13 protein-coding genes are annotated in these 13,260 nt (G+C 68.9%); 2 read left to right on the top strand and 11 right to left on the bottom strand.

Going from position 1 to position 13,260, the window contains the following annotated elements:
• Positions 1-2: 2 nt before the first annotated feature.
• From C6A86_RS11025 to mqo, 3 genes are read right to left on the bottom strand one after another with little or no spacing between them, the layout of a single operon-like run.
• Positions 3-1,877 carry a magnesium chelatase subunit D family protein gene (locus tag C6A86_RS11025; RefSeq protein ID WP_199196465.1) on the bottom strand — a complete coding sequence of 625 codons (1,875 nt, stop codon included), beginning with the start codon at positions 1,875-1,877 and terminating at the stop codon, positions 3-5.
• 2 nt (positions 1,878-1,879) lie between these two features.
• Positions 1,880-2,341, bottom strand: coding sequence for a GNAT family N-acetyltransferase (locus C6A86_RS11020; protein ID WP_105366601.1), 462 nt, complete (start codon positions 2,339-2,341; stop codon positions 1,880-1,882).
• On the bottom strand, positions 2,338-3,777 hold the full coding sequence (gene mqo, locus C6A86_RS11015; RefSeq protein ID WP_396835305.1) for a malate dehydrogenase (quinone): 1,440 nt from the start codon (positions 3,775-3,777) through the stop codon (positions 2,338-2,340). The genes C6A86_RS11020 and mqo overlap by 4 nt, the downstream gene beginning before the upstream one ends.
• 121 nt (positions 3,778-3,898) lie before the next feature.
• Between mqo and C6A86_RS11010 the strand changes: the two genes are divergently transcribed.
• Both C6A86_RS11010 and mtr read left to right on the top strand, forming a co-directional pair.
• Entirely contained in the window at positions 3,899-4,900 is a 1,002-nt protein-coding gene (locus C6A86_RS11010; RefSeq protein ID WP_105366599.1) for an alpha/beta hydrolase, read from the top strand.
• Between the two features lie 11 nt (positions 4,901-4,911).
• The gene (mtr, locus tag C6A86_RS11005; protein ID WP_105366598.1) at positions 4,912-6,306 is read left to right on the top strand and encodes a mycothione reductase; all 1,395 of its coding nucleotides are present in this window, start codon (positions 4,912-4,914) and stop codon (positions 6,304-6,306) included.
• Positions 6,307-6,308: 2 nt separating this feature from the next.
• Here the strand turns inward: mtr and C6A86_RS11000 are convergent, their stop codons facing one another.
• From C6A86_RS11000 to C6A86_RS10965, 8 genes are all read right to left on the bottom strand, one after another.
• The gene (locus C6A86_RS11000; RefSeq protein ID WP_105366597.1) at positions 6,309-7,139 is read right to left on the bottom strand and encodes a class I SAM-dependent methyltransferase; all 831 of its coding nucleotides are present in this window, start codon (positions 7,137-7,139) and stop codon (positions 6,309-6,311) included.
• A 47-nt stretch (positions 7,140-7,186) separates the two neighbouring features.
• Positions 7,187-7,507: a helix-turn-helix transcriptional regulator gene (locus tag C6A86_RS10995; protein ID WP_105366596.1), complete on the bottom strand. Its 321-nt coding sequence runs from the start codon at positions 7,505-7,507 to the stop codon at positions 7,187-7,189.
• A 20-nt stretch (positions 7,508-7,527) separates the two neighbouring features.
• Positions 7,528-8,250: a FadR/GntR family transcriptional regulator gene (locus tag C6A86_RS10990; protein WP_105366595.1), complete on the bottom strand. Its 723-nt coding sequence runs from the start codon at positions 8,248-8,250 to the stop codon at positions 7,528-7,530.
• A gap of 13 nt (positions 8,251-8,263) precedes the next feature.
• Complete coding sequence (locus C6A86_RS10985; RefSeq protein WP_105366594.1) at positions 8,264-9,037, bottom strand: 3-oxoacyl-ACP reductase; 774 nt, start codon at positions 9,035-9,037, stop codon at positions 8,264-8,266.
• Positions 9,038-10,402, bottom strand: coding sequence for an aldehyde dehydrogenase (locus tag C6A86_RS10980; RefSeq protein ID WP_105366593.1), 1,365 nt, complete (start codon positions 10,400-10,402; stop codon positions 9,038-9,040).
• Positions 10,399-11,250 (bottom strand): gamma-glutamyl-gamma-aminobutyrate hydrolase family protein, encoded by an 852-nt coding sequence (locus C6A86_RS10975; RefSeq protein WP_105366620.1) that lies wholly within the window; start codon positions 11,248-11,250, stop codon positions 10,399-10,401. The genes C6A86_RS10980 and C6A86_RS10975 overlap by 4 nt, the downstream gene beginning before the upstream one ends.
• On the bottom strand, positions 11,201-12,565 hold the full coding sequence (locus tag C6A86_RS10970; RefSeq protein WP_105366592.1) for a glutamine synthetase family protein: 1,365 nt from the start codon (positions 12,563-12,565) through the stop codon (positions 11,201-11,203). Before C6A86_RS10970 ends, C6A86_RS10975 begins: the two co-directional genes overlap by 50 nt.
• Before the next feature lie 102 nt (positions 12,566-12,667).
• The gene (locus C6A86_RS10965) at positions 12,668-13,243 is read right to left on the bottom strand and encodes an alpha/beta fold hydrolase (RefSeq protein WP_105366591.1); all 576 of its coding nucleotides are present in this window, start codon (positions 13,241-13,243) and stop codon (positions 12,668-12,670) included.
• Positions 13,244-13,260 lie beyond the last annotated feature (17 nt).

The following is a 13,260-nucleotide window of genomic DNA, read 5'->3' as shown; positions in this document are numbered from 1 at the left end:
TCCTACGCAGCGGTCTTGACCAACGAGGTCAGCTCGCCGGCCTGCAGCTGGGCCAGTCGCACGGCGGGCGCTTCCAGCTGCTGGGCCAACTGCTCGGCCAAACCCAGACGCACAAAGGACGTCTCGCAGTCCACCACGACGGCCGCGGCGCCCTCGGCGACCAGCAGGCGGGCGGCTGTCCGGGTCCGGCCCAGCGGGTCCGGCCCCCCTGTGGCCCGCCCATCGGTGAGCACCACCACCAGCGAGCGGCGGGCCCGATCACGCGCCTTCTCGCGCAGCACCACGTCGCGGGCGGCCAGCAATCCCTGTGCCAGTGGCGTTTTGCCGCCGGTGTCGAAGTGGGCCAGGCGCCGTCCGGCGATGTACACCGAGGAAGTGGGTGGGAGCAGCACATCGGCACGCTGGCCCCGGAAGGTGATCACCGCGACCTTGTCGCGACGCTGGTAGGCATCGCGCAGCAGCGACAGCGTGGCCCCGCCGACCGCGGACATCCGGTCCCGCGCGGCCATCGACCCGGAGGCGTCGACGACGAAGATCACCAGGTTGCCTTCCCGGCCCTCCCGCACGGCCCGGCGGACATCGTCGGGCTGCACCCGCGGGCGGCCCGGCCGGCGCTGGTTGTGGACCGCGGCCAACAGGGTCGCGAACACGTGGGTACCGTGCCCCTCGCCGGGCACCTCGGTCGAGCCGACGGTGCTCCCGGTGCGGTTGCGCGCCCGGGAGCGGCGACCCGGGGCGCCCTCACCGACTCCGGGAACCACCAGCGCCTTGGTCCGGAAGGTGGCCGACGGCGGCGCGCTGGACCGGGTCGGCGGTGCGCCGTTTCGCTTCGGCCCCTCGGATGGCTCGCCGTCCTGCCCGCTGCTCTGCGAATCTCCTTGCGGGGCCGGGCCGTCGATCGGGGTGTCCGATCCGCCACCACCGGGCGGCTCGGGATCGGGTTCGGGGTCTTCGGGTGCCTCGTCGGTCTGCGCGAGTGCCTCATCGAGGCGTTCGGGGTCCAGGCCCGGGTCGTCGAACGGATCGCGGCGACGCCGGTGCGGCAACGCCAATTCGGCCGCCACCCGGATGTCCTTCTCCTCGACGGTCGAACTCCCCCGCCACGCCGCGTGCGCCACCGCGGTGCGCGCGAGCACCAGGTCGGCGCGCATGCCGTCCACGTCGAAGGCAGCACACAGTGCCGCGATGCGCCGTAACTCGTTGTCGGGCAGCACGACACCGGCCACCGCCAGCCGCGCGTCGGCGATCTGCGAGGCCAGCTCGGCATCGGCATCGGCATAGCGTGCGGCGAACCCGGCCGGATCGGCCTCGAAGGCCAGCCGGGAGCGGATCACCTCGACCCGCACGTCGACATCGCGTGAGGCGGCCACGTCGACGGTGAGCCCGAAACGGTCGAGCAACTGCGGGCGCAGCTCCCCCTCCTCGGGATTCATCGTGCCGATCAGCACGAAACGCGCATCATGGGAATGCGATACGCCGTCCCGTTCGATGTGCACCCGGCCCATCGCGGCCGCGTCGAGCAATACATCGACGAGGTGGTCGTGCAGCAGGTTGACCTCGTCGACGTACAGCACGCCGCCGTGGGCGCGGGCCAGCAGCCCCGGCGAGAACGCGTGCTCACCGTCGCGCAGCACCTTCTGCAGGTCCAGCGATCCGACCACCCGGTCCTCGGTCGCGCCGATCGGCAGCTCGACGAGACGCGCGTCATCGTCGACCTGGGCCAGCACTGTTGCCAGTGCGCGCACCGCGGTCGATTTCGCGGTGCCCTTCTCGCCGCGGATCAGCACGCCGCCGATATCGGGGCGCACCGCGCAGAGCACCAGCGCCAGTCGCAGCCGGTCATGGCCCACCAGCGCGCTGAAGGGAAAGTGGGTGATCGTCACAGCGCCACTGCTCCCGGCCGGATCATCGGCACGTGCGGGATCCCGTCTTCCAGATATTCGTCACCGTCGCGCACGAATCCGTGTGCGCCGTACATGTCCTGCAGATAGGTCTGTGCGTCGATGCGGCACGGATAGTTACCCACCTCGGCGATCGCGGCCTGCATCAACCGTGCGGTGTGTCCGTGCCCGCGGTCGGCGCGCTTGGTGCACACCCGCCCGATCCGGAAGACCTTCTCCCCACCGGGATGTTCCTCCATCAGGCGCAACGTCGAGATCACCTGAGCGCCCTCGCCTTCCAGCCAGAAATGGCGGGTCTCGGCGAGCAGATCGCGGCCGTCGAGTTCCGGGTACGGGCAGGCCTGCTCGACCACGAAGACCTCGACACGCAGCTTCAGCAGCTCATAGAGCGTGGCGGCGTCCAGATCCTTGGCCCAGCTACGGCGCAGCGCGACCGTCATACGGGCGCGGGAGCATCCAGCTTGAGGACCTTGGTGCCGTAGTCCCACACTTCGCGGAACAGCGCGGGCTCTCCCGACAGCTTGGTACCCAGTGACGGGACCATCTCCTTGAGCTTGGGCAGCCAGCCCTGGTACTGGTCGGCGAAGCAATGCTCCATCACCTCCAGCATGGCGGGCACGGCCGTGGAGGCGCCCGGTGAGGCGCCCAGCAGACCGGCGATGCTGCCGTCGCCGGCAGTGAGCACGGTGGTGCCGAACTCCAGCACGCCACCGGCGCCCTTGCTGCGGATCACCTGGACCCGCTGACCGGCGATGTCCAGCTCCCAGTCGGAATCGACTGCACTGGGCGCGAATTCGCGCAGTGTGTCGACGCGCGCACTCTCGCTCAGCAGCAGCTGGCCGATCAGGTACTTCAGCAGGCCCGTCTCGGTCAGGCCGACGCCCAGCATCGAGGCCAGGTTGTTGGGCTTGACCGACAGCGGCAGATCGGTGACCTTGCCCTGTTTGAGGAACTTCGGCGACCACCCGGCGAACGGGCCGAACAGCAGCCAGGACTTGTGATTGATGACGCGGGTGTCCAAGTGCGGCACCGACATCGGCGGGGCACCCAGCGGCGGCAGGCCGTAGACCTTGGCCTGGTGGGCCGCGGCCAGCTCGGGGTTACCGGTGCGCAGGAACGCGCCGCCGACCGGGAAACCACCGAAGCCCTTGGCCTCCGGGATACCGGCCTTCTGCAGCAAGGGCAGCGCGCCGCCACCGGCGCCGACGAACACGAACTTGGCGTTGATCTTGCTCTTGGCCCGGGTGCGCCGGTTGACGACCTTCACCGTCCAGCTGCCGTCGGACTCCTTGTGCAGATCGCGCACATCGTGGCCGAACAGGGTGGTCATGCCGTTGTCGGCGGTGTAGCCGATCAGCTGACGTGACAGCGATCCGAAGTCCACGTCGGTGCCGGCCTGCGTCCAGTTCAGCGCGACCGGCTCACTGAAATCGCGTTTGGCCGCCATCAAAGGCAGCCGGCGGGCGAACTCGTCCTTGTCGTCGATGTACTCCATCGAGGCGAACAGCGGGTTGGTCACCAGCGCCTCGTAACGCGCCTTCAGGTACTCGGCGTTCGCCGCCCCGTGCACGAAGCTCACGTGCGGGATCGGGTTGAGGAAGCTGCGCACGTCGGGCAGCACACCGTTCTCGACGGCGTAGGCCCAGAACTGGCGCGACACCTGGAACTGCTCGTTGACGGTGATCGCCTTGGCAATGTCGATGGAGCCGTCGGACTTCTGCGGCGTGTAGTTCAGCTCACACAGCGCGGAGTGACCGGTGCCGGCGTTGTTCCACGGATCGCTGCTCTCGGCGGCCGCACCGTCGAGGCGCTCGATCATGGTGATCGACCAGTCCGGTTCCAGGAGGCGCAGCAGCGCACCGAGCGTGGCGCTCATGATTCCGGCGCCGACGAGCACGACGTCTGTCTTGGCTACTTTCGGGTCAGACACGCAATAAGGTTATCCCGCCGGTGGCAAGACAAGCGGTCGGGCCGTGCAGGTCACTACAGTGGCTACCGTGACCGGCTGGGAGCCCGACGTATTACCTGGCTATTGGCAGCAGCCGCTGGCCCTCGGCGCCGATCCCGATGGGGAGGGCGACCTGGTCGCCACCCTCATTTCGCGCGGCGAGCCGCCGCGGGACGGTCGCCGCCCGGATCGTGCGGTGTTGTTGGTGCACGGCTACACCGACTACTTCTTCCACACCGAACTGGCCGACCACTTCTCCGGACGCGGGTTCGCCTGCTACGCCCTGGACCTGCCCAAGTGCGGCCGATCCCGGCGGGACGGTCAGACCCCGCACTTCACCTCCAACCTGGCGCATTACGACGCGGCGCTCGAGGCGGCGCTGGAGGCCATCGGCGCCGCCGACGTGCTGATGTACGGGCATTCCGCGGGCGGGCTGATCGTGTCGCTGTGGCTGGACCGCCTGCGCCGGCGCTCGGCGACGGGCCCGATCAGCGGCCTGGTGCTCAACAGCCCGTTCTTCGATCTGCACGGCCCGGCGATCCTGCGCACCCCGCCGACATCGGCGGCACTCATCGCGCTGGCCCGGTTCCGCAAAATGCAGGTGGTGCGCAGACCGACCACAGGTGGGTACGGGACGACGCTGCACCGCGACTTCGCCGGGGAGTTCGACTACAACCTGGACTGGAAGCCCGTCGGCGGATTCCCGGTCACCTTCGGCTGGATCAACGCGATCCGGCGCGGACAGAAGCGCCTGCACCGCGGCCTGGACGTCGGCGTGCCGAGCCTGGTCCTGCGCTCGGACCGCAGCGTCACCGAGGCCGGCGATCCCGATCTGATCCAGCGCGGCGATGCGGTGCTGGACGTCGCGCAGATCGCCCGCTGGGCAGGCTGCGTCGGCGACCGGCTTACGGTGGTCCCGATCACCGACGCCAAACACGATGTGTTTCTATCGGTCGCCGAGCCCAAGGCGACCGCCTACCAGGAACTCGACACCTGGCTGGACTGGTATCTCAAAGCCGGGACGCCATCGACCACACCACATTCCGGATAAGGCGGCCCAGCGTGGAGCACTACGACCTGACGATCATCGGCACCGGTTCGGGCAACAGCATCCCCGATGCCGGGTTCGACGCCCGGTACGGCGATATGCGGGTCGCGATCTGCGAGCAGGGCACCTTCGGCGGCACCTGCCTCAACGTCGGCTGCATCCCGACCAAGATGTTCGTCTACGCCGCGGAGGTCGCCCAGACGGTGCGCGAGAGCGCGCGCTACGGCATCGACGCGCATGTGGACAAGGTGCGCTGGCCCGACATCGTCTCCCGGGTGTTCGGCCGCATCGATCCGATCGCCTCCGGCGGTGAGGCGTACAAGCGGAGCCTGCCCAACATCGACGTGTACGGCAGCCACACCCGGTTCACCGGCACCGCCGACGGCCGCTACACGCTGCGCAGCGAGGACGGCGCCGAGTTCAGCTCGGATCGGGTCGTGATCGCCGCCGGCGCCCGTGCCGTCGTGCCGCCCGCCATCACCGACTGCGGGGTGCGGTACCACACCAGTGACGACATCATGCGGATCAGCGCGCTGCCCGAGCATCTGGTGATCGTGGGCGGCGGTTTCGTGGCCGCGGAGTTCGCCCACGTGTTCTCCTCGCTCGGGGTCAAAGTGACCATCGTGGTGCGTGGCCCCGGGATGCTGACCCACTGCGATGAGACGATCTGCCACCGGTTCACCGATCTGGCGGCGGCCAAATGGGACCTGCGGCCCCACACCAACGTCGTCGGGTCACGCCCGTGCAGCGGCGACGGTATCGTCCTGGAACTCGACGACGGCTCCGAGTTGGCGGCCGACATGCTGCTGGTGGCCACCGGTCGCCGGCCCAACGGCGACCTGCTGGACGCCGAACTGGTCGGGATCCAGCTCGACCACAGCATGGTCGTGGTCGACCAGTACCAGCGCACCTCCGCGCGCGGGGTGTGGGCGCTGGGCGACGTGTCCTCGGCCTATCAGCTCAAGCATGTGGCCAACCACGAGATGCGGGTGGTTCGGCACAACCTGCTGCGCGACTGGGACGACACCGCGGGCATGGTCGCCAGCGATCACCGGTTCGTGCCGTCGGCGGTGTTCACCGACCCCCAGATCGCCACCGTCGGCCTCACCGAGGCCCAGGCCCGCGAGGCCGGCCACGACATCGTGGTGAAGGTGCAGGATTACGGCTCCACCGCCTACGGGTGGGCGATGGAGGATCACACCGGAGTCGCGAAACTGATCGCCGACCGCGGCACCGGCACGTTGCTGGGCGCGCACATCATGGGGCACCATGCGTCCTCGATCATCCAACCGCTGATCCAGGCGATGAGCTTCGGTCAGACCGCCAAAGAGGTTGCCACCGGACAGTATTGGATTCACCCCGCGCTGCCCGAGGTGATCGAGAACGCGCTGCTCGGCCTCCTGGACTGAGCTCAGCGCCGGGTCGCGGTGACCAGCAGGTACTCGGCCTCCCACCGGCCGTCGCGCTGGGTCGAGGCCAGGAAATCGAGGAAGGCGTCATCCAGCGCGGCAACCTGTTCGGGCTTGTCGGCGTTGTATGCGTACACCGCGATGGTGGGCCCGTAGTTGCGTTTCCAGTACTCGCGGAACTCCAGCGGCCCGCTGCAATGATCCAGCGCCACCGTCTGGCGCCGCATGCTGACATCGGCGACCCGGTCGCCGAACAATTCGGTCACATGCGCTTCATCGCCCCACAGCGGTGCCGGACTCGCACCGGGAGGTGGCGGCGGCGCGAAGGGTTTCATGGTGGCGAACAGTCGCCCGATGAAACCCGTTGGAGTCCAGTTGATCAGCCCTATCGTGCCGCCCGGACGGCATACCCGCACGAGTTCGTCGGCGCTGCGCTGGTGCCGGGGCGCGAACATGACGCCGACGCAGGACATCACGATGTCGAAGGCGTCGTCCTCGAACGGTAGCGCCTCCGCGTCGGCCTCCTGCCAGTCCACCTCCACACCCTCCTGCACCGCGCGGGCACGGCCCGCCGCGAACAGTTCCGGGGTGAGGTCGGCGGCGGTCACCGATGCCCCGGCGCGCGCGGCCGGGATGGCGGCATTTCCCGCGCCCGCGGCGACGTCGAGAACCCGGTCACCGGCGCCGACGCGGCAGGCCCGCACCAGTTCCGGACCGAGTTCGGGGATGAGTTCGGTGGCAACGGCGACATAGTCGCCGGATGCCCACAGTGCACGATGCTTGATCTTGAGTGCGCGGTCGGCGTCGGCCGCGTCGGATTCATTGGCGTCCATGAACCCATGGTGATCCGAATGCGGCCCGATATCTCCGAAATCGCCAGTCAGTTGTGGCTCGCACCGATCCAATGCAGCAGGTCGTGCACGATCTCGTCGGCCAGCCGATAGCTGACCGAACGGCCCGCCCGGCTGCTGGTCACCCAGCCCTGTCCGCGCAGCACCCGAAGCGCCTGGGACACCGCGTTTTCCGATCGTCCCAGCGCGGCGGCCAGGTCGCTGACGCAGATGCCGGGAACCCGGTGCAGACTGAGCAGGATCTCCAGGCGATGCGGATCGGAGAGCAGATCGAACCGGCGTGCCCATTCGGAGGTGTCGACGTCGGCAAGCGCCGATGACGCCTGCTGCACCACCGACGCATCCTCCATGACAGGCAATCTAGTACGGGTCAGTCCAGGAAGCCGTGCAGCAGCGCCGCCGAGCCGGCCAGGTGCGCGCACATGGCGTCGGCCGCCGCAGCGGCGTCGCCGGTGAGGATGGCACCCACGATCGCCTCGTGCTGTTCGTCGGAGTGCGCGATGTTGCGGGGCAGCAGCGGGATCTGGTCCAGCAGGGCGTTGACCCGCATCCGGTTCTCGGCCACCAGCGGCACCAGCGACACCGAGCCCGCCGCCTCCGCGATCGCCAGATGCAGCCGCGAGTCCAGCCGCCGGTAATCCCCGGGGGCGGCGCCGCGCACATCATCGAGCCGGCAGCGCAACTGGGCGGCCTCGGCCTCGGTGAGCGTGCGGCCCGCCGCCGACCGCGCCGCCCCCACCTCGAGGATTTCGCGCAACCGCAGCGCGTCGTCGAGATCGGCCCGCGTGACATCCTCGGTGCCGGGCGCGAGCCTGGGTATCTCGTCGGCAAGAAAGGTGCCGCCGTACCGTCCGCGCCGTGACACCAGATAGCCGGCCTCGGCCAGCGATTTGATGGCCTCCCGGACGGTGTCCCGGCTGACGCCGAGCCGCGCCGCCAACTCGCGTTCCGGTGGCAGTGACTCACCGGGCGCCAGCACCCCGAGCCGGATGGTCTGCAGCAGCCGCGCGACGGTGTCCTCGAAGGCGTTGCCCAGCCGCACCGGTCGAAGCAGGCTTCCCGACGTCGTCTGCGGATCCGGTGGGGAGGTCATGGCCGGATCTGTCTCACAGCGGTGTGACGTAGGCAGAACTGATACCGCCGTCGACCAGGAAGCTCGATCCGGTGATGAAGGACGCGTCATCGCTGGCCAGGAACGCCACCGCGGCCGCCAGTTCCTCGGGCTCGGCGAACCGGCCCACCGGCACGTGCACCAGCCGACGTGCCGCACGTTCGGGGTCCTTGGCGAACAGTTCCTTGAGCAGTGGGGTGTTCACCGGGCCCGGGCACAGTGCGTTGACCCGGATGCCCTGGCGGGCGTACTGCACGCCGAGCTCGCGCGACATCGCGAGCACGCCGCCCTTGGAGGCGGTGTAGGAGATCTGCGAGGTCGCCGAGCCGAGCACCGCCACAAACGATGCGGTGTTGATGATCGACCCCTTCTGGGCCGGCACCATGTGCCGCAGCGCCGCCTTGGAGCACAGGAACACCGATTTGAGGTTGACGTCCTGCACCCGTTGCCACGCGTCGAGGCTGGTGTTCTCGATCAGATCGTCCTCGGGCGGGCTGATCCCGGCGTTGTTGAACGCGATGTCCACCCCGCCGTGCACGTCGTAGGCGGTGTCGAACAGGTTGTCCACCGCGGCCGGATCGGACACGTCGACCTGCACGAACTGGACGTTCAGATCGTTGGCGACGGTCTTGCCCGCGGCCGGGTCCACATCGCCGATAACCACGATCGCGCCCTCGGCCTGCATGCGCTTGGCGGCCGCCAGTCCGATACCGCTGGCGCCGCCGGTGATCACGGCGACCTTGTCCTTGAGTCGCTGGGTCAGATCCATCTAGATTTCTCCAATCGCAATGAAAACGTTCTTGGTTTCGGTGAAGTGCAGTGGCGCATCGGGACCCAGTTCGCGGCCGAGGCCGGACTGTTTGAAACCGCCGAACGGGGTGCTGTAGCGCACCGATGAGTGCGAGTTGACGCTCAGGTTGCCGGCCTCCACCGCACGCGAGACCCGCAGTGCCCGTGACACGTTCTCGGTCCAGATCGATCCGGACAGCCCGTAACTGGTGTCATTGGCCAGGCCGATGGCGTCGGCCTCGTCCTCGAACGCCAGCACCGTGACCACCGGCCCGAAGATCTCCTCGGTGACGGTCCGATCGGTGCGCTGCGGTGTCAACACCGTTGGCGGGAACCAGAACCCGGGTCCGGACGGGGCCGATCCCCGGAAGGCCACCGGTGCGTCCTCGGGGACGAAGCCGCGCACCGAGTCCCAGTGCTTGCGCGACACCAGCGGACCCATTTCGGTGTCGCGGGAGGTCGGGTCGCCGACCTTCACACCCGCCACGGCCGGCTCCAGCAGCTCCATGAAGCGGTCGTAGACGTTGCGCTGCACCAGGATCCGGCTACGTGCGCAGCAGTCCTGGCCGGCATTGTCGAACACGCCGTAGGGGGCCGTGGCGGCCGCCCGTTCCAGGTCGCAGTCGTCGAACACGATATTGGCGCTCTTGCCGCCCAGTTCCAGGGTGACGCGTTTGACCTGCGCGGCGGCACCGGCCATCACGCGGGTACCGACGGCGGTGGATCCGGTGAACACGATCTTGCGCACCTGCGGGTGGGTGACGAAACGCATCCCGACGACCGGTCCGGCACCCGGCAGCACCTGGAACAGGTCGGGGTCCAGTCCGGCCGCGACGGCCAGCTCGGCGAGGCGCAGGCTGGTCAGCGGCGTCCATTCGGCCGGCTTGAGCACCACGGCGTTGCCTGCGGCCAGCGCCGGGGCGAATCCCCACGACGCGATGGTCATCGGGAAGTTCCACGGCGTGATGATGCCGACGACCCCGAGCGGCTCGTTGAAGGTGATGTCGATACCGCCGGCCACCGGGATTTGCTGGCCGATAAGGCGTTCCGGGCTGGCCGCGTAGTAGGTCAGCACATCGCGGACGTGCCCGGCCTCCCATTCGGCCTGCCCGATCGGATGCCCGGAATTGGCGACCTCCAGGGCGGCGAGCTCACCGATATGGGCGTCGACCACTGCGGCGAAGGCCCGCAGCGCGCCGGCCCGCTCGGCCGGCGCGAGCCGGCCCCACCGTCGCTGCGCGACGACCGCACGCGCCACCGCATCATCCACCGCGTCGACGTCGAGCAGTTCGACATCACCCACGACGTCCTCGGTGGCCGGGTTGATGACCGTCGAGGTGCTCATCGGGATGCCCTTTCTGTGGTGTATTCGCGGGCCGCCTCGGCCACCGCCGTGAACAGGCGCACATCGTCGAGCCGCTCCTCGGGATGCCACTGCACCGCGAGCACGAAGGTGTCGCCCTCGATTTCGACCGCCTCGATGACACCGTCGGCGGTGTCGCGGGCGCTGATGATCAGCCCGTCACCGAGCCGGTCGATCGCCTGGTGGTGGTAGCACTGCGCATCGGAGGTCTCACCGATGATCGCGGCGAGCCGGGTGCCGGGCACGGTGCGCACCGAGGAGGTGCTGAACACCGCATTGCCCTGCTGGTGGCGGCTGTGCCCGAGCACATCGGGCAGGTGCTGGTGCAGCGTGCCGCCGAGCGCGACGTTGAGCACCTGGGCGCCGCGGCAGATTCCGAGCACCGGCATCCCGCGCCGCAGCGCGGCGTTGAGCAGTGCGAACTCCCAGGAGTCCCGTTCCCCCATCGGTTCATCGGTGGTCGGGTGCCGTTGGCTGCCATAGCTTTCCGGGTTGACATCGCGTCCGCCGGTGATGATCAGACCGTCGATCCCATCCAGGATGCGCTCGGCCGCCCCGGTGCCGCCGGGTTGCGGCGGCAACAGCATCGCGGTGGCACCGCCGCGGTTGACGCCGTCGATGTAGATGGCGGGCAGGAAGCTGGCATCGACGTCCCAGACGCCGGTCTGGGCGCGCTGCAGGTAGGTGGTCAGGCCCAGTACCGGCGGGCTGGGGGCACCTCCCGCTTGCGGGGGAGAGCGTAGCGACCCGGGAATTGAATCGGGTCTGAGCTCGTCATTGTCAGAGCCGCTCAAAGCCGCGCACCCTCTCCCAGTCGGTGACCGCGGCATTGAAGGCGGCGAGTTCGATGTGCGCGTTGTTCAGGTAGTGGGCCACGACCTCGTCGCCGAATGCGGCCTTGGCCACCTCGGAGTGCTCGAACAGCGCGGCCGACTCGGCCAGGGTCTGCGGAAGCTTCTCTGCACCACCGGTGTAGGCGTTGCCGGTGCAGGCGTCCTCCAGTTCCAGGCCCTCCTCGATACCGTGCAGACCACCGGCGATCAGCGCCGCGACGGCCAGGTACTGGTTGACATCGCCACCGGGCGCCCGGCACTCCACCCGCATCCCGAGGCCGTGCCCGACCACCCGCAGCGCGCAGGTGCGGTTGTCCATCCCCCAGGCGATGGCGGTCGGTGCGAAGCTGCCGTCGGCGAAACGCTTGTAGGAGTTGATATTCGGCGCATAGAAGAAGGCGAGCTCGCGCAGCGTGGCGATCTGTCCGGCCACGAAACTGCGGAACATCGCCGACATGCCGTCCGGATCGTCCTCATCGGCGAAGACGGCGGCCCCGTCCGTGCCGCGCAGCGAGATGTGGATGTGGCAGCTGTTGCCTTCGCGCTCGTCGAACTTGGCCATGAAGGTCAGGGACTTGCCGTGCTGGTCCGCGATCTCCTTGGCACCGTTCTTGTAGATGGTGTGGTTGTCACAGGTGACCAGGGCCTCGTCATAGCGGAACGCGATCTCCTGCTGCCCCAGGTTGCACTCGCCCTTCACCCCCTCGCAATACATGCCCGCACCGTCCATGCCGAGGCGGATATCGCGCAGCAGCGGCTCCATCCGGGTCGACGCCAGCATGGCGTAGTCGATGTTGTAATCGGTGGCCGGTGTCAGGTTCCGGTAACCGGCTTTCCAGGCGTCTCGGTAGGTGTCGTCGAACACCATGAACTCCAGCTCGGTACCGACGAACGCGGTCAGCCCGCGTTCGGCCAGCCGGTCGAGCTGGGTGCGCAGGATGGTGCGCGGGGAGACCACGACGGGCCTGCCGTCGGTGAAGGACAGATCGGCCATCACCAGCGCGGTGCCCGGCAGCCACGGCAGCAGGCGCAGGGTGGCGAAATCCGGGGTCATGACCATGTCGCCGTAGCCGGTCTCCCAGCTCGACATCGCATAGCCCTCGACGGTGTTCATGTCGACATCGACGGCCAGCAGGTAGTTGCAACACTCGGCGCCGTGCGCGGCGACCTCTTCGACGAACAGCCGTGCAGACACCCGCTTACCGATGAGCCGGCCCTGCATGTCGGGGAACGCGACGATGACGGTGTCGATCTCGCGGGCGGCGACGAGCTGTTCCAGATCGGTCTGCGACAGCATTCCGGTGTCAACCATGGGGCGCACTCCCTCGTCGGCTACGGCGCGGGATCGGCGGTGAACCGGCGCCACCTCTAAAGGTAGGCCATCAGACCAATGGAATGCGAGAGCACCCCGCCGTCACCAGGTGCTGGTGCGCATCACGATCTCGGCGGCCAGCTGCGCGGTGGATTCGCCGGCATTGCGCCGCCCGAGCAACTCGACCAGCCGGAAATCGCCGTAGACGAAGCGCTGGCTGGCACGCGCCACCTTCGCGGCCGCCGCGGTGCTCACCAGTGCGGTGGTGGCCACCTCCACCGGCGGGCAGTTCTCGTCGCGGACGGCGCCGGCCTCGTCGGGTGCGCGCGGGTGCCCGCGGTCGATCACGACCAGCCCGGTGAACCGGTCCAGCCGGGTGGCGGCCAGCTCCCAGGCCAGCTCGGCCCCGACCCGGTCGCCGACCAGGGTGCCCCAGCGCACCTGCAGGGCGTCCAGGATGGCGATCACCGAACCCGCGGTCAGACGTGGCGACGGGGCGATGACGACGGTGCGCAGCGACGCGGTGTGCAGCCGCTGGCAGACCGCGTCGTAGGCGGCCGGTGCGTGCTGGACCGAACCCAGCAGCACCACCACGCCGGCGTTCTCCGGGCCCGCGACCTCGACGGCGAAGGGGACACCGTCGACGGTCACGGTGGACCCAGCGGTCTCGGGGGGCATGGGGGTCACGCTAGGAC

It is taken from the genome of Mycobacterium sp. ITM-2016-00316, from assembly GCF_002968335.2.
Taxonomy (GTDB): Bacteria; Actinomycetota; Actinomycetes; order Mycobacteriales; family Mycobacteriaceae; genus Mycobacterium.
Note: the sequence above shows the minus strand (reverse complement) of the source record. Positions and strands in the feature narration are given on the sequence as shown.

Excerpts from the sequence above, each read along its gene's own strand:
- C6A86_RS11020 (WP_105366601.1), bottom strand. The coding sequence starts at position 2,341 with ATGACGGTCGCGCTGCGCCGTAGCTGGGCCAAGGATCTGGACGCCGCC.
- mqo (WP_396835305.1), bottom strand. The coding sequence starts at position 3,777 with ATGAGCGCCACGCTCGGTGCGCTGCTGCGCCTCCTGGAACCGGACTGG.
- C6A86_RS11000 (WP_105366597.1), bottom strand. The coding sequence starts at position 7,139 with ATGGACGCCAATGAATCCGACGCGGCCGACGCCGACCGCGCACTCAAG.
- C6A86_RS10995 (WP_105366596.1), bottom strand. The coding sequence starts at position 7,507 with ATGGAGGATGCGTCGGTGGTGCAGCAGGCGTCATCGGCGCTTGCCGAC.
- C6A86_RS10990 (WP_105366595.1), bottom strand. The coding sequence starts at position 8,250 with ATGACCTCCCCACCGGATCCGCAGACGACGTCGGGAAGCCTGCTTCGA.
- C6A86_RS10985 (WP_105366594.1), bottom strand. The coding sequence starts at position 9,037 with ATGGATCTGACCCAGCGACTCAAGGACAAGGTCGCCGTGATCACCGGC.
- C6A86_RS10980 (WP_105366593.1), bottom strand. The coding sequence starts at position 10,402 with ATGAGCACCTCGACGGTCATCAACCCGGCCACCGAGGACGTCGTGGGT.
- C6A86_RS10975 (WP_105366620.1), bottom strand. The coding sequence starts at position 11,250 with ATGCCGCGGTCACCGACTGGGAGAGGGTGCGCGGCTTTGAGCGGCTCT.
- C6A86_RS10970 (WP_105366592.1), bottom strand. The coding sequence starts at position 12,565 with ATGGTTGACACCGGAATGCTGTCGCAGACCGATCTGGAACAGCTCGTC.
- C6A86_RS10965 (WP_105366591.1), bottom strand. The coding sequence starts at position 13,243 with ATGCCCCCCGAGACCGCTGGGTCCACCGTGACCGTCGACGGTGTCCCC.